At 40.0% G+C, this 17,295-nt stretch carries 13 protein-coding genes; 2 read left to right on the forward strand and 11 right to left on the reverse strand.

Translation table 11 applies throughout. The annotated features are described in order from the left end of the window. Positions 1 to 422 precede the first annotated feature (422 nt). From gshAB to ACRD69_RS17565, 4 genes are all read right to left on the reverse strand, one after another. Entirely contained in the window at positions 423 to 2,738 is a 2,316-nt protein-coding gene (gene gshAB, locus ACRD69_RS17550) for a bifunctional glutamate--cysteine ligase GshA/glutathione synthetase GshB (protein ID WP_430816429.1), read from the reverse strand. Next, complete coding sequence (locus tag ACRD69_RS17555; protein WP_430816430.1) at positions 2,719 to 4,065, reverse strand: MATE family efflux transporter; 1,347 nt, start codon at positions 4,063 to 4,065, stop codon at positions 2,719 to 2,721. The genes gshAB and ACRD69_RS17555 overlap by 20 nt, the downstream gene beginning before the upstream one ends. A gap of 100 nt (positions 4,066 to 4,165) precedes the next feature. Beyond that, entirely contained in the window at positions 4,166 to 4,573 is a 408-nt protein-coding gene (locus ACRD69_RS17560; RefSeq protein WP_430816431.1) for a DUF2721 domain-containing protein, read from the reverse strand. A 72-nt stretch (positions 4,574 to 4,645) separates the two neighbouring features. Beyond that, a complete protein-coding gene (locus tag ACRD69_RS17565) occupies positions 4,646 to 5,341 on the reverse strand; it encodes an HAD family hydrolase (RefSeq protein WP_430816432.1) in 696 nt (231 codons plus the stop codon). A gap of 144 nt (positions 5,342 to 5,485) precedes the next feature. Between ACRD69_RS17565 and ACRD69_RS17570 the strand changes: the two genes are divergently transcribed. Continuing rightward, the gene (locus tag ACRD69_RS17570) at positions 5,486 to 5,836 is read left to right on the forward strand and encodes a translation initiation factor (protein WP_430816433.1); all 351 of its coding nucleotides are present in this window, start codon (positions 5,486 to 5,488) and stop codon (positions 5,834 to 5,836) included. Between the two features lie 71 nt (positions 5,837 to 5,907). Here the strand turns inward: ACRD69_RS17570 and ACRD69_RS17575 are convergent, their stop codons facing one another. The 6 genes from ACRD69_RS17575 to ACRD69_RS17600 all read right to left on the reverse strand — a co-directional run bounded on the left by ACRD69_RS17575 (position 5,908) and on the right by ACRD69_RS17600 (position 15,394). Next, complete coding sequence (locus tag ACRD69_RS17575) at positions 5,908 to 7,089, reverse strand: TolC family protein (RefSeq protein WP_430816434.1); 1,182 nt, start codon at positions 7,087 to 7,089, stop codon at positions 5,908 to 5,910. Next, a complete protein-coding gene (locus ACRD69_RS17580; protein WP_430816435.1) occupies positions 7,086 to 10,193 on the reverse strand; it encodes an efflux RND transporter permease subunit in 3,108 nt (1,035 codons plus the stop codon). The genes ACRD69_RS17575 and ACRD69_RS17580 overlap by 4 nt, the downstream gene beginning before the upstream one ends. A gap of 11 nt (positions 10,194 to 10,204) precedes the next feature. Then, the gene (locus ACRD69_RS17585) at positions 10,205 to 11,704 is read right to left on the reverse strand and encodes an efflux RND transporter periplasmic adaptor subunit (RefSeq protein ID WP_430816436.1); all 1,500 of its coding nucleotides are present in this window, start codon (positions 11,702 to 11,704) and stop codon (positions 10,205 to 10,207) included. A gap of 91 nt (positions 11,705 to 11,795) precedes the next feature. Further along, positions 11,796 to 12,080, reverse strand: a complete 285-nt coding sequence (locus ACRD69_RS17590; protein ID WP_430816437.1) for a hypothetical protein — start codon at positions 12,078 to 12,080, stop codon at positions 11,796 to 11,798. Between the two features lie 87 nt (positions 12,081 to 12,167). Then, on the reverse strand, positions 12,168 to 12,614 hold the full coding sequence (locus tag ACRD69_RS17595; protein WP_430816438.1) for a DUF6769 family protein: 447 nt from the start codon (positions 12,612 to 12,614) through the stop codon (positions 12,168 to 12,170). A gap of 284 nt (positions 12,615 to 12,898) precedes the next feature. Continuing rightward, complete coding sequence (locus ACRD69_RS17600; protein WP_430816439.1) at positions 12,899 to 15,394, reverse strand: DUF5686 and carboxypeptidase-like regulatory domain-containing protein; 2,496 nt, start codon at positions 15,392 to 15,394, stop codon at positions 12,899 to 12,901. Between the two features lie 163 nt (positions 15,395 to 15,557). Here ACRD69_RS17600 and ACRD69_RS17605 point away from each other — a divergent pair, with 163 nt between their 5' ends. Continuing rightward, positions 15,558 to 16,268, forward strand: a complete 711-nt coding sequence (locus ACRD69_RS17605; protein WP_430816440.1) for a phosphatase PAP2 family protein — start codon at positions 15,558 to 15,560, stop codon at positions 16,266 to 16,268. On the opposite strand, the gene ACRD69_RS17610 is transcribed toward ACRD69_RS17605, so the two are convergent. After that, positions 16,265 to 17,173: a DMT family transporter gene (locus tag ACRD69_RS17610; RefSeq protein ID WP_430816441.1), complete on the reverse strand. Its 909-nt coding sequence runs from the start codon at positions 17,171 to 17,173 to the stop codon at positions 16,265 to 16,267. The two genes, ACRD69_RS17605 and ACRD69_RS17610, sit on opposite strands and share 4 nt — an antisense overlap. Positions 17,174 to 17,295 lie beyond the last annotated feature (122 nt).

Consider the following 17,295-nt stretch of genomic DNA (forward strand, 5'->3'; position numbering starts at 1 on the left):
TAACTATAAATTCAGCTGTAAGTAAACTTCTGCAATAGGTAATTGATGGTCGGAACAGGTTTGGTGAAGCACTGATACACTGGGTTACTTCCCGGTTTAATCGATAGATAAACTGATCGTTCAATCTTCAACTCTTCACCTTATAAACCAATAAACTCTTCCGATAATTCGACCATTCATCAATTCGACAGTTTAGCAGTTCGACAATTCGACAATACAACAGTTCAAATGACTAGTTCCCCTTCAACTCTTAAACTGATCAACTCTTAAACAGTTCATCAATACAATTCCCCAATAGCTATCAGTATTATTGGTTCGGCACTTCATCAATTCGACAGTTCATCAATTCATCAATTTGACAGTTCATCAATTCGACAGTTCATCAATTCGACAATTCGACAGTTTAGCAGTTAATCATGAAACTAAAACCCCAAAGCATCCAGCATCCTGGCATTTAAGCGCCTGTTCTGTCCTTTAAACGGATGGCAATGTATATGAATGGCGGGATTAAAATTCATCTCTATGATTGAATAATTATCACTTGATGCAGGTACACTGATGTCATCGATCATCATATCCAGTCCGGTTACTTTTACATCCAGTGCCCTGGCGGCTTTAATGGCCAGCTGCTTGTATGATTCATGCACTTCATCCGTAAAATCGAGGCTATCTCCCCCCGTACTTATGTTTGAATTCTCACGCAGGAACACTGTTTCCCCATCTGGGGGAACCGAGTCAAAACCAAGCCCCTGGGTTTCCAAAAACATGGCCTCCGCTTCTCCTTTGGCTATTTTTTCAAGAGGTGTTTTATATCCTTTCCCCCGCAAAGGATCCTCATTCTTTACATCAATCAACTGACTGATGGTTAATTTGCCATCGCCCACCACATTCGCCGGAACACGGTGTAATATGCCAACCAGTTCATCGTTAATAATAAACATACGGTATTCACGCCCACTTACAAACTGCTCAATAAGAATGGTATTGTCATGTTCAAAAGCCATATTAACAGCCCGTACAAACATAGCTTCATCCTGGTTATCTTTTAAGATACTAATCCCCAGTCCAAAGTTGGTGGACTTTGGTTTAATGACTATCGATTTCTTTTTGTAGAAGCTAAAGCTTGCCAACGCCAGCTTATCATCCGTATATTCCTTTCCTGGTGGAGTGCTTATACCTGCGGTCTCAAGCACCTTCTTCGTCATTACCTTGTTTTCCATCAGTAAAATACTGGCGTAATTATCGAGTGATGTACGAGTGGCCTGCATCACATACTGTGTATTATTACCCCTGGACAACCTGACGAAGTTTTCACTCCTGTCCATTATATCAATAGCAACACCTCGTATTAAGGCATCCCGCAAAAGCAGCTGCGTTGACAACTCCATATCTTCAAGGCCATGGAAGTTATAGGTTTTTTCTGAACTCTCATTCAGGTATACTTTTGCCTTCTGCAGATTCCAGTCTATGAAATTATCATCCCTTAATTCCTTTAGCATAACAACTGCTGGGCGGGATTCCTTATCATGAACCATGTTTTTCAGGACATTGAAACTTAATCGGTAATTATCATTCAACAGATGTCCGGTTGCTTCGTCGATCTCACCAAGCATATCTTTCAAGGCATCCTGCAAAAGAACAGCTTCATTGTTATCATCCATTATATGAGTACCTTCATCTAAAATACACGATGCAGCTTTTTCATGGTTGTAGTAGGCAATCATTTGAACCTCCTGGTCAAAAGCATGAGCTTCAGGCTTAATTAAACAATACAACAGAAACTGGTGTATGATACGAGCATGGTGAATATCAACACCCGCCCTTACAAAGGGATTGAGATCGAGCATGCGAACTTCAAGATGAGAAATGGTTTTTCCTTCATCAAGCGATTTTAAGCGGATACTGGCGTAATTCTCTTTGGCTTGTGATATAAGCCCATCGTCAATGGCTTTCTCTATACTTTTATGATAGCCTTCAAAAGTATTATAGTTAAGGCAAAGGTTTTCTTTATTACGGTAGCCGCACATGCTGTTGCGCATTGAACCGGCATATTTCAAATGAAAAGTATCATCCTGCAACTGAGGCAATAAGTTAACGCATTCATTAACATACGAGCGATGCACTACCGGACTGTTACCCAACAGTGCTATTAAGAACCATCGGTAACGCTTAAAATTTCGCAAGGTCTTCAGATAGACCTGCTCACGAAACTGATCATAGCTATATGCACTGTCGTCTGTTGAATCGTACATATGTTGTAAAACCTGCTCGTCAAAAGAGATATTAAAATGAACCCCTGATAAGAGTTGTTTTTTCCTGCCATAGTTTTTAGATAGATAGACCCGGTATTGCTCCATGTCAGAGCCTTCAGCATCGAACTTCGCTATTGGGATATCTTCATCTGCGCAGGGTAACTTGGGTGGTGCGCTTTGTGGCCAAAGCAGTTCATTATCCAACTTAAGACTTACCTCATCGTGTAAGGTTTCCAGAAAGCCCAATGCTTCTTCTACACTATGTCGCACAGGTGTTATCAGCTCTATCTGGCTCTCGGAGAAATCAGTGGTAATATAAGGATGCTCACGTTTGTTGCCAAAAATCTCGGGGTGAGGCGTTTGAGCAAGGTTACCTTGCAAATCAACACGAACATTTTCTTTCTCAAATCCAAATCCGCCTTGTAACAGATAAGGGTTAATATGCTTATTTATAATGTGATCAATATTAATACAATCGTTCTCCATAATTAAGCTTTTTTTGCCATTTAAAGTTTAGGTAGTAATAAGCAGACGTTACTAAAATACCTCGAAAAAAGGTACTGATAAAAATAGCATACCAAATGCCATCCACGCCATAGCGATGTGGCTGTGACAGCCAGATTGCCATTGGCACACGTACAACCGTCATAATGATATTAATGGTAGCCGGATAACGGGTTTTACCAATTCCGTTGATAACACCCGAACCGATCATTTCAATGCTCATAAATACTTGTGACAAGCCAACAATGCGCAAGTATGATGCTCCAATAGTCACCGTTTCAGGATCCTGCACAAACCATCGTACCATCTCCTCGGCGAACGTGACAAAAAGCACCGTCATTAATGTACCGATAGCTATGGCGAGTACTAATCCGGACTTATAGCCCCTGTTGACACGTTCATATATTTTTGCGCCAAAGTTCTGACCGGTAAATGACATAATGGCACCGTTTAATCCACCAACTGTCATAAAGGTCATTGCCTCGATTTGCAAGCCTATTTTTTGTGCGGCAATGGCGTCACTTCCGAAGCCAGCTACAATTTTGGCCATTATAATGGCAATCACTGAGAATATCATGTACTGAACCGATGGAGGCATTCCCAACCTGGCCAGTTTTATGGTTTGCTGAAGCGATAGTTTCCATTGCCTGCTGACACCTAAAAACAAACGCCAGCGCTGAGAAACAAAGATAAATACAGCCACAAACTGGGCAATAAGCGTTGCCAGTGCAGCCCCGGTAACCCCCAGATCTAAAACAAAGATCAGCAGCGGGTCCAGAATAATATTTATAATTACCCCTATCAATGTGATCTGAAATGGCTTGCGCGAATCACCTCTTGCATTGCTATTACCGGTAAAAAGACGGGTTGTAAACACAAAAAACAAACCCAGGGAAGCCAATCTCAGGTAGCCATGTGCCATGGTTTCTGTTTGTGCGTTATTTAACTCAAAAAAACCTATTAGCTGAACATAGCCCAGTTGAACAACACTCAGGTACAATAGGGTTAGAATAAAAACACCCGCCAGGGCATTAATAGCTATCTGCTTAGCTTTGTCTTCGTTTTTATCACCAATGGCATGTGATACGGCAATATTATTGCCAACCATCACAATAGATGCGAATGCCCATCCCAAATGAAGAAAGAAACCTGAAGTACCAACCGCTGCTACCGCTTCTGAACCAAGTTTACCAACCCATAGCATATCGGTGAAATTATAGGCAAATTGCATAAATGAGGAGCCTATAATAGGGATTGCCAACTTTATAATATTGGAAAGAACGGGACCTTGTGTTAAATCTTTTTGCATAGTAAAATTGTCAGCAATCTATTCGGGACACTGTTTGAACCATAATGGTGCCACAATTGAATAAAAACAGTATTTTAACATCTTATTAAGACGATCTCTGCTATTTATTATCCTTAAAGTGCTCCATATCATTTAAATGGAGATCAAGGGCACGAACCGATATCTTTATTTCCCAACCTGACAGAAGCAGGGATATAATCAGCAACAGCAAGCCTAAACCAAAAGCATAAGCTGCCGGCTCAAACACTTCAACATAGATCAGAAACATGGATAAAACGCAAAACATTAAACTGGCAACACCCAACAATTGCATGTTTTTAATCAGGTAAAGCCTTTTACGCAGGTTGATTATCTGGTCGAGCAATACCTGGTCAGGATTAGCCTTCAGCTTTTCATACAACTGACGAACCAGGGCGGCATACCCCAAAAATCGATTGGTATAGGCTAAGAGAATTAATGAAACAGCAGAAAATAATAAGGCAGGCGTTGTTAATGTTAAGGCTTCCATATACTTTTTATTGCAACAACCTGTCAAATCCTGCATTGTTCGATGGCAGGCTGTGTTTTAACAAAGTTTAAGCTAAAGCATGGGCATAAGCTCCCATATGGATTGCCTTTCACAGAATCTGACTGAATTGATCTTTTCAGTTACCACCTCATGCTGCCAGGTGGTATGAAACGGTATATGCACACCCCATCCTCCTATTTCAAGGACCGGTAAAATATCTGACTTTAACGAATTCCCAACCATCAATAGCTCAGAAGCCTCTATATCAAGATGCTTTAGCAGTGACTGGTATGCTTCAGGCGTTTTATCGCTCATCACCTCAATATGGTGAAAGTATTGTAAGAGCCCCGACTTCTTTAATTTACGCTCCTGATCGAGCAAATCTCCTTTTGTAGCTACAATCAGCTTGTACTTACGCGCAAGCTGCTGTAATACATCCTCTACCCCGTCCAGGAGCTCAACGGGCTTGTTAAGCATTTCTTTACCAATCTCAATGATGGCATTGGTCTGTCGTGCGCTTGTCTGAAAACCGGATATTAAATTGGCTGTTTCGATCAGTGAAAGCATAAAGCCTTTAATGCCATAGCCATACATTGGCATATTCTCCATTTCCACATCAAATAGTATGCGAAGCACTTCATCCTGTGGTGCATATGCACTCATCAAGTCCACAAACTTCAGTTCTGCTTCCCTGAAAAATGTTTCATTCACCCATAGTGTATCATCCGCATCAAATGCTATAACCTGAATTCCGTTAATCTTTTCCACTACTATTTATAAAATTAAATAAAGCACCATACTACAACTCTGCAAAGATATTGATAAGAACCAACTATTTGTCATCGGAAGAATTTAAAGATTTTAAGTATAAAAGTGCCTTGTGTTATTACTTTTGTAAAAAAAACCAGAACAATGGCTAAAAAGAAAAAATGGAAAAACCTGGATGGCGTTGTCTTTTCAACCAATCAGGATTTTGACTATCAATATAATGAAGATGAGCAGGATGAAACCTTAGCGGCCAATGAACAGGATTTAAGGGTGATGCTGGATAAAAAACAACGGGGTGGTAAAAAAGTCACACTCGTGACAGGCTTTGTTGGTCATGAAGATGACCTGAAAGACCTGGGAAAATTCCTTAAGAGCAAGTGCGGCGTAGGTGGTTCTGCCAAAAATGGTGAGATACTGATACAAGGTGACTTCAGAGATAAGGTGGTTGACTTACTTAAGGCTGATGGCTATAGGGTGAAGAAATCAGGTGGATGATAATGAGTCGGCTTGTAAAAAAATAACCCGCAGATAACCCTTCTTTAAAACTTTATCTGCGGGATTTTCTTTTAATAAATCTGGAATGCCATCATTTGAGCATAACTTAATTGAGATTCCAGCTCGGCATTAAGAGCATTTTCAATTGTCGTGTAATATATTGATTGTTCCATCATATATTCAAGAATAGTAATCTGACCTGCCTCCAAAGCTGTTTCCAGTATGGTGACATTATTCATTGTCTTCAACGATTGTCGATAATTACCTGCAACAATTTGCCTGTTTTTCGTTTTAGCATATAAAGCTTTTAATCCATGATATAGCTGCAAGCGTTTGTCTTCCAACTCATTTTCAATAGCTATTGTGTTTAACTTAGCTTGTTTGACCGTATTTTTATTTTCCCAAAGAGGTATTGTCAATCCAACATTCACCCCTTTGAATTTATCAATCTCATCACTTTCCGAACTATAGCCACCTGTTAGTTTAGGCAAACTCAAAGCTTTATTAAGTTTCTCCCTGTAACGGTTGGCATCCACACCTTCCTGCAAACTTTGAATCTCAGGAATAATGTCAGCATTAGCATTAAACCAATCATCAAAATCAGTTGGTAAAATTAACAAGGGCCAATTAACGAAAGTTATTTCAAGCTGCTTACCTCCATTAAGACTTTGTAAGCGCTCATTCAACAATTCATATTCCGACCTTAGCTCAGCTAATTTATTCTGTGCATTTAACAAATTGATATCAGCCTTATTTCGTTCGAGAATATTAGCATCTCCCTCATCAAACTTTGCATGAAAAGCCCTGGCTATCGTTTCAGCATGCTTAAGGCGTTGAGAATATTCCTGTATTAAAGCTTCCTGAAAAATTAAACGAAACAGTATACACTGAGCATCCAGCATAACAATGTTATAAGCATTTAAATAATCACGTTCAGCCTTCTCACTCATACTTTCTGTCATCTGCTTCCGATAACGATAAGCTGTAGGGAAATCAAAGCTCTGTCGTATATGAAACTCCTGCTTATTTCCTGCCTGACTTTTGTTTCCCCACTGATATATATATTCTACCTGTGGATTTGACGGGTTTAAACCAGTTTTATTTTTTAATACAATGGCATCAGTCTGAGCCCTTAATGATTTTAATGAATAGTTGTTTTGCTCAATAGATTCCAGAATTTCAGGAATAGTACTCTGAGCACCTACCACCATTGAAAAACATGAACAGGCAATTACAAGAACTATTTTTTTCATGATTCACCTCCTTTCATCGAACGGTTACTTTTCTTATGTATCAATGCGTAAACAATAGGAATTACATACATATTTAACAATGTGGAACTTAGCAATCCTCCAAGAATTACTTTAGCCATCGGGCTTTGTATTTCATTACCTGGTTGGTCTCCCTTTAAGGCCAGTGGAATTAATGCCAGTGCTGCCGTAAGAGCTGTCATTAAAATCGGATTCAGACGGTCGACCGAGCCTTTTACAATCACATCCTTAATAGTTAAGTCATTTTTTGATAATGACATATAATTGGAAACCAGTAAAATACCATTTCTTGTTGCAATACCAAAGAGCGTAATAAAACCTATTATAGCAGGTATACTGATTATTCCGGATGTCAACTTAATGGCAAATACACCTCCAATGAGAGCCAGGGGTAAATTCAGCAATATGATACCTGCCAGCCTCGTATTTTTAAACTCCTGGTACAGCAACAGGAAAATGATACAAATCGCCAGAACAGATGTTAGCAGTAATGTTTGTGAAGCTTTGGCTTCACTCTCAAACTGACCTCCATATTCTATCCGATATCCATCTGGTAAATTTAGGTTTTCACGAGCCGATTTTTTAATGTCATTCACAACACTGCGCAAATCACGCTGCGCCACATTGGCGGAGACAACAAGCTTACGTTGCACGTTTTCACGACTAACCATACCCGGACCTGCAGCAGAAGCTATTGTAGCGACTTCTTCAAGCGGTATTTTTTTACCATCCCCGGTATCGATCAGCGCTTTTTTCAAACCTTCAATGGAGTTGGTATAATCATGATTAAAACGGAGCAACAGATCAAAACTTTTTTGTCCTTCATAAATATCGGCCAGCTTTTCACCGGCAAATGCCACATCAATAAATTCATTGAATTCATTCATGCTAATGCCATAAGAAGCCAGTTTAATACGGTCTGCCTTTATTTGAATTTGAGGAATTTCGGTTTGTTGCTCTACATTTACATCAACCAATCCATCTATATCAGCAATAGCAGCTTTTAACTGATTACCAAGCGTATAAAGCTGACTAAGATCCTGCCCGAAAATTTTAATAGCAATATTTGCTCTTGTACCTGACAACATATGATCAATACGATGCCCTAAAGGTTGTCCTACTGTTACAGCGATACCCGGCACATTCGCCAGCTTATGACGAACATCTTCCATAAACGCGTCCTGGTCACGTTTGTCCAACACAAAGTTCACATCAATCTCCGCACTGTTTGTTGTTTGCGAATGCTCATCCAGTTCACCGCGACCTGTACGACGTGCTGTACCAGTCACTTCAGGAATGGTCAGCAACTCCTGTTCAATCAATTTTCCAAGCTGGTTACTCTCTTCCAGCGAAACCCCAGCTTGACTAACAGCAGATATAGTTAATGCTCCTTCATTAAATTGGGGCAAAAAACTCCGTCCCATTGTGCTCATAACACCAACAGCCACAGTAAATAAAATCAGGCTTCCCACAAGAAATCCATTTTTATGGCGAAGTGCCCAATCCAGTGAAGTTGAATAATATTTTTGTAAAAAACTTACCAAACGGTTCTCCTTTTCTTTCTTTGCCAAATACCTTTCATCAGACAACAGTAAACGACATAACAAAGGTGTTATGGTCATTGCAATGATAAGTGACATAAAAAGCGAGACGATGTAGGCAATACCCAAAGGCCTTAACATACGTCCTTCCATTCCTGATAAAAAGAACAATGGAATAAAGGCAACAATAATGATTAACGTTGCATTTAATATAGAAGCCCTTATTTCCTTAGAAGCTTCGTAAACAACAGAGATGGACGATATTCGTTTACTAACGGGCAGTTGATAATTCTGTCGCAGGCGTTTATACACATTCTCAACATCAATAATTGCATCATCTACAAGTGAACCAATTGCAATGGCCATACCCCCCAGGCTCATTGTATTGATGTTCAGATCAAGATATTTTAAGGTAATAACAGCTCCCAAGAGGGAAAGCGGAATAGCCAATAAGGAAATAATTGTCGTACGAAAGCTGCCCAAAAAGATAAACAGTATTACAACAACAAAAATACCCCCTTCTATTAATGCGCGCTGAACATTATTAACTGATGTTTCAATAAAATCAGCCTGACGGAATATTGTTGTGTCAAGCTTTACATCAGGAGGCAATGTTTCTTTCAACTCAGCTAGATTCTCTTCAATCCGCCTTGTTAGATCAAGTGTATTGGTATTGGGCTGCTTTGAAATAGATAGTATGACCGCTGAGGATGCATTTTGTGAAGCATACCCCATTTTAACAACCGGTTCAACAACAACCTCAGCCACATCGTGTACATATATTGCTTGTCCCTTGTTATGTTTAACCAATGAATATCCCAACAATTCGATATCAGAACTGCGCCCCAGACCACGTACTACATACTCATTTCCGAATTCACGAATAACACCACCTGTGCTGTTCTGGCTCAAGCCCTTACATATATTACTCAATTCTTCCAATGAAACATTATAGTTCATCATCTTTTGTGGGTCGGCCAGCACCTTGTATTGTTTAAAATCACCACCAATAATAGTAACCTGTGACACTCCTCCTGTTGCCAGTAACAGTGGCTTTACCTGCCAGTCGGCCAGGGTACGTAAGGTCATATTATCGGTACTGTCGGCCTGTAAACCAACAAACAATACCTCTCCCATCACACTCGACTGGGGTGCCAAAACTGGCTGCGAAATGCCTAAAGGCATTTTTCCGGCCAGTGTCACCAGCTTCTCACTTACTATCTGACGGGCACGAAAAACATCAGTCCCCCAATCAAACTCCACCCATACAAATGAGAAACCATGTGAGCTGGCAGAACGTACCCTTCGTACATCTGTTGCTCCGTTAACTGCTGTTTCGATGGGAAAGGTAACAAGACGCTCTACTTCTTCTGTTGCCATTCCATGAGCATCGGTCATAACCACAACCGTTGGTGCTGTTAAATCAGGAAAAACGTCGACATCCATCTCTCCAGCCGTATAAATCCCGGCAAGCATCAGCGCAACCGCTCCTAATAAAACTATCAGTTTATTATGAAGTGAAAATTTAATAATTGAATCTAACATATCTTCACCTCCTAATGTACATGCCCGGCATGTGGATCAACACTACTGGAAACAGCTGCCAGCTTCACAAAAGTTGCACCTCGTGCTACAAATCGTTCATTGTTATTTAATCCTTGTGTAATAACATATGAATCTCCATCTGTAGCTCCCAGCTTTACTTGCCTCCTTTCAAACAATTCAGGTGTTAACTGAACGTATACAAAGTACATACCCTGGGTTTCAATTAATGCGGTTTTGGGAATAACAATCTCCTTTTTTGAACTAACAGTGCGCAAATACACATTTGTAAAACCACCAACTGTAAGTCTCTGGTTATGATCCACCTCAATAGAAACCGGTAATAAATAAGCATTTTCACTGACTGCCTGCCCCACTGAAACTATTCGTCCATTTAAGTCGGCTAAAGAAACAATTGTTCCGTTATTCAACTCGATATTAGCATCGTACAGTGAATTAAGCATGGGAAGATGCCTGGGCCTAAGCATTGCTTTCAGCAACATCTTTTTTGCTTGTACCATGGTAAATAATGCTGTTCCAGCTTCCACATATTGGCCATTTTCAACTAATAACTGATTTACAAAACCTTCTGATTCGGCCACTACCTTTTCACCGCTTAGTCCTACAGTATTCTGCAAATTAGTCCAATGTGTCCTGGCTTTATCAAATCGCGCCTTTGATTCCAAAAACTGTTTATCCGATACTATCTTCTGGCTATTTAAGCGCTTATCCCGCTCATAGTCAGCCATAGCTATGTCATATTCTACCTTAGCTTCCTGCAACCTAATAAGCGCATTGTTATCCGTCAATCCCTCACCGGTGACAGTCATTAGCCACTCACCTGGTTTCACAGCCTGCCCTGCAGAAATAATACCTGATGAAAGCTTTACAAAACCATTTGTTTTAGCTGAAACAATAAACTGACCAGTAGGGGAAAAATCAACTTTAGCACCAGACTTTATAACATTACCAAACTCCATCATATCTGGCATTTGCGTCATGAAATCAACTTTCCATGCCTGTTCTTTGGTAAAACTTATGCCATTAGCAGAAACTGGTAGATTAGCTTCAGTAAGATGTACAGCATCATGCTGATTCTTATAGACATTTACATTTGTCACTGATACTTTATGTTTTTTCCCCTGCACTGTTAAGATAAATTCAAGATATCCTACTCCCGCTGTTTGCGGCTGAATAACTACCTTAAATATTCCATCCTGGACAGCTTGATCACTTTTCACTTTTAAACCCTTTTGTCCAACAATAAGAGCCACTTCAACTTCACTGGCCACTACCGGCTTAAAGGAGCTTAAATCGGTGAAATGTATGATCATCTGAGAATTGGCCCCAACAGCAAGGGGTTCTACATCTGCAAACACTTCAATGGAATTTGAATAACCGGTATAAGGAATGGTTATATCATCATGTGAGTGCCCCTCATTATGATGCTTTTGACCACAAGCCACTAATAAAGCCATGCCAAACAAACAGGCTATATATTTAAAATATTTCATAAAATTAGTATTGTAATTCAATCTAATGTTCAAGAAAAGCAACACCAACAGTAAATAATCTTACTGCTGATGTCTTTCTTTTATCGTCACCTTAATTGTGATCGTGATCATGTCCATGTTCGTGGTCATGATCATGCTGGTGCTTTTCTTCGTGCGTTGTGCACTCTTCTTTTGTAGCACAGCTGTCTTTACTGCATTTCGAACAATCGTGTTCTTTCACCTCAAAGGCTTCCTGAGAAGGAGCTTCATGCTCATGAGCTTCATGAACAGTGCCATCCGCATGCACATGTGTGCCCTCTTTCTGCTCTGCTTTTTTTGTGCCGCACGACGATAAGATCAAGGCTGATACAGCCATAATGAAAAGTAATTTTCGCATGATTCAATAGATTGAATTAGATAAATAAAAGAATAGTCCAATACCATTAGATCAACTATTGCATTGGATAATGTCGTAAAATGTAAATCATGCTAAAGCCGGCGGTGCCCTTAGTGGGACCGCATAATTATAGCCCTCCGGAAGTCGTTGGAGGAAATAATCAAATTCGTTCTTAGGTAATTCTTTAACCGGTTCATATAATTGAAGAAAATCACTGTTTAAAACAACAACAGCAATAAGAACCTGTGTTTTTGAATTGACAGGCTGTACTTCAAAATGACAAGCTTCATGTGGCTCATGTGAATGAGAATGTTTTACCTGATCATCTTCGTCATGCGCGTGAGACGCATGTGTATGATGATGAGGCTCGTCTCCATGATGATGGTGATGATGACCTGTATCTTCAGCGCAAATGACAGCAACTATGTTGTTAACAAGATCCAGGTGGTGATGATGAGGAATAACATTATGAGCGAATACAATACTGTATATCGCCAATAATAACAATGCTATTTTTCTCCTTAGATGAATCATCACTGCAATTTTAGCACAAAAAAACTAAACAAAAAATGATATAGGAAATTATTAACAGTTGATCCACAGCCTGCATATAGAAGGTAATGTGAAGAGATGCGATGAGAGTGACCAGTTCAAGCTCGTCTTGGTTGTTTAACTTTTATATAAGTTGTCGCCTGCATCTCTATTGCTTATTTCCTAAATTACCTTAAGAGTATAATATTATAAAGGCATGTTTCTAACAAGCGTATCAGTTCGACGGATAATCGATTCTACAATTCGACATTCTATCCACTTATTTTTTACAAACTCAACTCAAACTTAGCCCGAATACCAAACTCAGGTGCTCCAATATCTGAGTGCGGTGTTAATCGCCAGATGGCTTCTATACGAAATAAGCGAATAATATTTTCCAAACCTGCTCCAAGCTCTACATAAGGCTGATCAAGAGCCTGAACACTTGCTGGTAGTTCAATTGTTTCATACTGTTTATCACTCAGTGAGCCATACATGACTTTGGCTGAAAACACCTCTCGTAATCCCAGGTTTTTAAGCAAAGGCATCCGGTTAAAGAAGAATCCATTCAGGTGATAATCGGTGTATAAGTGTACATATTTATCGTGGGCGTACTCCAGGTAGTTAAGCATATTAAAATCGTAATTATAATAGCCATAGGTTTCATTTCCCCGCGGTATTTCAAGCAGTGTAAACGGCACTTTTCCAAAGATAGCACCACCTTCCAGGGCATAACGAAAATATGTTTGCCCAATATTGATCCGGTGTTTAACAGTTGCATGTAACTTGGTATAGTCGTGACTGACATTATTAAACTCAGCCCTTCCGGCTGTAAATGCCAGGTTTACTATGGGATAATCAGTTGATACATACAAGCGCATAAACTCATCATCGATTATCTTTTCCTGGAACGAAAATCGAAAATCAAGTGTTGCCTCATAAACCCCAATGGCGTCAACCGCCTGAGATTGATAAATAAAAGGATAATATTCCGGAGAAAACTGCTTGCGATATTCGAGGTTCAAACGACTTGACAAACCTGTACGCCATTCATGCTCATAGTTAAGACTCACGTTTTGCTGGCGGTGCAGCTCATTAAACTCATCCCTGACAAAAAAGGCTGAAACAAGGTTATTCTCCGATGGTGTCAGCATATTTTCATACAGGTATAGTATCTTTCGGTTCTCTCCCATCCTGATGTACCTGTCATCATAATAGAGCTTAAAAACTTTACGTTTAGGCGTTTTAAACTTATACCCCAGGCCGGAGGCTCCTGTAAAACGCTTTGTCCGGGTTCCGTACCCCAAACCACCCCAAAACATCCAGTTGCGACTGATCTCCTTACTTGTACGCCCGCCAACAAACAAGCGAAAGCCTTCAATCTTGTTGGCTTGTAAGAAATCCATATAAGGCCCCAACTCAATATTACCAATATCATAATAACCCGTCATAAACATACGGGTAGCGTTATCCGCAATTTTCACGATGGGGATGTTATTAATAGAATCAATGACCTGGTACATATCCTCCTCTTTATCACTTATTTGAATATGCCTGGCATCAGCCCAGTACGATTCTTCCCTGTCGTAGGAGTTATCGAGTTTAATGGACTCATAACTTAAACTCCTGGCACTCAATACAATTTCCTCCTGCGGGTTTATTTCAATATTACGAAAGGATACCTGTTGAGTAAAATCAAGCCCCATCTCACGTTTTCCGGCTCCTATATCAAAAGGCAGGTAGTCAAACTTTGCATCTATTTTCTGTTTTTTATAAAATGGCTGTCCGCCTTCCAGCACCTGGTACTCCACCTCCAGGCTCATATCTTTTAAAAAATTCAGATTGGTTTTGGACGATAAGCTTGCATTGATCTTAATAATATCAAAGCCATCCTCGTCAATCCACATGGTTCCTCGAAACACCTTATCGTGCTTGCGTTTAGGAACAAACAGCACTTCAAAGTGCTTGGAACTGTCTGTCATTACACTATCCTGAATGTAGTAGTTGTAATAAAACCAACCATTGGTGGTTGCCGGACTAACAAAGTTCTCTTCAAAAACCTTAATAAAGTTGGAGTAGAAATTATATTGCATGTCCAGGCCAGATGTATAGCCACTTATTTCGTAGTCACCAAGCACCCCCAACCCTTTGGTTTTATCGGCTACGATGGTTGACTTCTGCTTCAATGGTTTGCGCTGATACTCATTGTTAACTACCTGCTCCGACAGGTAAACCGGTAAATAACGTGAACCATCATCAGCGGTCCTGAACAAGGACTGATGATTACGAAAGTTATTGGAGTTCATGATCGAGCTATCAACATTGGTTACAGAATACTGCCACCTGGTGTATTTCTCATATGAATAACGCTCATGCAGGTCCGGGTTGTTTTGCGCTTTATTCTTCACGAGGCTCTTCATCAATGACCTGATCCTGCTGTCATCCGGTTTTACCGATACTTCGTGTAACTCTACATCTTCAGGCTCCAGGTAAATGGTTAATGGATTCTTTTGGCCTGCATAAGCCAGTTCTGTATTTCGATAGCCAATGGACGAAAAAACAAGTGTATCGACATTCGTATTGTTTTTCAGATAGAAAATGCCGTCAGCACCACTCACTGTTCCAATGGTCGTTCCTTTGAAATAAATATTAACCATAGGAATAACATCTTTATCCCTGGCATCTTTAACAACACCCCTTATCTCGGTTCTTTGAGCACTTACCGGAAAGGATATCAGACAAATTATATAAGTAAGAAATATATAATGAATTGTTTTCTTCATGTAAAATCAGGTACAGGTCTTTATAATCTGAAGTCCAAATTACATAATGTAGAGCCTAAGTTCACTAAAAAAGACAACAAAATGTAGATTTTTAAGCATGAAACAGCCGGTCAATGTACTTAATTTATAATTAATACTTAATTTTAGCCTTCAAATATAAGCTATGGAATTTCTGCAATCATTAATAGAACTCGATAAAGAACTTTTATTATTTCTCAACAGTTTCAACAATGGTTATTGGGACAACTTCTTCTGGATGTTTACCAGCAAGGAAGTCTGGATTCCGCTTTACCTGACATTGGCATATGTAATTTTTAAGAAACATGGCTTAAGAGGTCTGGTAACTGTGCTTTTCATTGGACTATTGATTACTTTATGCGACCAGATATCTACCAATGTGTTTAAACATGGTATTGAACGATTACGACCTTCACGCGATGAAGACCTGAAGTACCTGGTGCACTTAATTAATGGTAAAAGAGGTGGCATGTATGGCTTTGTCTCATCTCACTCCACCAATTCATTTGGTCTGGCTCTCTTTACCTCTTTGTTATTCCGAAACAGAACCTACAGTATATTTATTTTTAGCTGGGCCGCAATCAATGCCTATTCACGGGTTTATTCCGGCGTTCATTATCCCGGCGATATCATTGGAGGCATGCTGCTTGGATTATTACTGGCACGCATTGTTTACGGCATCTATTTAAGAGTTATCCCCCGTTTCATTGTTATTTCCCATCACAATAAACGACTACTGAAAGCAGGCATAGCAGAATCGTTTTCAACAGATTACCGCATGATTTACTTTGCAATTATAATCATGACCGGCACATTACTTACTGCGGCAAAAGTAATGCTGAAAATTACGGGTTAAAAGCTAAAAAGAACTATAACGCCCAAAACTGCAATCACTGCACCTATAAGCTCCTTGACGGTTACCCGCTCTTTAAAAAGAATAATTGCCGGTGGAATGATCAATACTGGTACTATCGCCATTATGGTGGATGCCACTCCTGTGGTCGTGTATTTTATGGCTAAGAGGGAAAATGATACACCTAGAAACGGTCCGAAAAACGCACCAATGGAGATACGCACCATGGCTGCTCCATAACTTAACGCTTTAATAACCTTGGGCCAATGCCCCGTGAAAATAAACAAAATACTAAAGCCAACAGTACCGGCTATTACCCGAATCATTGTTGCCGAGGCCGGATCATAATCGCCCATACCCAACTTACTTAATACAAGTCCCAGCCCCTGACCTGCTGCCCCTCCAAAAGCCAGCAATATTCCTTTTACAGGATATTTTATCTCTATACGTTTTCCTTTATCGGGCTTACCCAATATGACAAGGCAGATTCCCCCCATCGTAACCAACATACCTGTTATATGGGCGAGTGTCAGTTGTTCACCAAGTATGATCCAGCCAAATAAAGCTGCCAGAGGAGGCGACAAGGACATAACGAGCATTGAAATGCGTGCGCCAACCACAACAAAGGCTCTGAACAGAAGCATATCGCCAATAACAAAACCTACCAGACCACTCACCGACAACCAAAACCACTGATAGGTATCTGCTCCTTCAGGAAAAAAGTAACCAAAGCGAATGTATTGGGCCGTCCCCAACAGTACGATAGCCATTACAAGCCGGATGATATTGACCGACATGGAACCAACTTTTTTACCCGCCGATTCAAAGGATAAGGAAGTAAATGTCCAGCAAATAGCAGTAACCAGAGCTGCAAACTCTCCAAGGTGATTTGTTATGAATTGTTCCATGAGATGTGATGTTGCCACAAAAGTAATTATTCGGATGGATATATTGCTGATTTATTAAATTGGAAACAGGGAGTCAGCAACAACCTGCAAATAAAAAAAGGAGCGCCAAACGACACTCCTTT

The sequence above is a fragment of the Carboxylicivirga agarovorans genome, from assembly GCF_050589845.1.
GTDB classification, from domain to species: domain Bacteria; phylum Bacteroidota; class Bacteroidia; order Bacteroidales; family Marinilabiliaceae; genus Carboxylicivirga; species Carboxylicivirga agarovorans.

What these genes read in the sequence shown, in the direction of transcription:
- gshAB (WP_430816429.1), bottom strand. Translation starts at nt 2,738, where the DNA reads ATGGAGAACGATTGTATTAATATTGATCACATTATAAATAAGCATATT.
- ACRD69_RS17555 (WP_430816430.1), bottom strand. Translation starts at nt 4,065, where the DNA reads ATGCAAAAAGATTTAACACAAGGTCCCGTTCTTTCCAATATTATAAAG.
- ACRD69_RS17560 (WP_430816431.1), bottom strand. Translation starts at nt 4,573, where the DNA reads ATGGAAGCCTTAACATTAACAACGCCTGCCTTATTATTTTCTGCTGTT.
- ACRD69_RS17570 (WP_430816433.1), top strand. Translation starts at nt 5,486, where the DNA reads ATGGCTAAAAAGAAAAAATGGAAAAACCTGGATGGCGTTGTCTTTTCA.
- ACRD69_RS17575 (WP_430816434.1), bottom strand. Translation starts at nt 7,089, where the DNA reads ATGAAAAAAATAGTTCTTGTAATTGCCTGTTCATGTTTTTCAATGGTG.
- ACRD69_RS17580 (WP_430816435.1), bottom strand. Translation starts at nt 10,193, where the DNA reads ATGTTAGATTCAATTATTAAATTTTCACTTCATAATAAACTGATAGTT.
- ACRD69_RS17585 (WP_430816436.1), bottom strand. Translation starts at nt 11,704, where the DNA reads ATGAAATATTTTAAATATATAGCCTGTTTGTTTGGCATGGCTTTATTA.
- ACRD69_RS17590 (WP_430816437.1), bottom strand. Translation starts at nt 12,080, where the DNA reads ATGCGAAAATTACTTTTCATTATGGCTGTATCAGCCTTGATCTTATCG.
- ACRD69_RS17595 (WP_430816438.1), bottom strand. Translation starts at nt 12,614, where the DNA reads ATGATTCATCTAAGGAGAAAAATAGCATTGTTATTATTGGCGATATAC.
- ACRD69_RS17600 (WP_430816439.1), bottom strand. Translation starts at nt 15,394, where the DNA reads ATGAAGAAAACAATTCATTATATATTTCTTACTTATATAATTTGTCTG.
- ACRD69_RS17605 (WP_430816440.1), top strand. Translation starts at nt 15,558, where the DNA reads ATGGAATTTCTGCAATCATTAATAGAACTCGATAAAGAACTTTTATTA.
- ACRD69_RS17610 (WP_430816441.1), bottom strand. Translation starts at nt 17,173, where the DNA reads ATGGAACAATTCATAACAAATCACCTTGGAGAGTTTGCAGCTCTGGTT.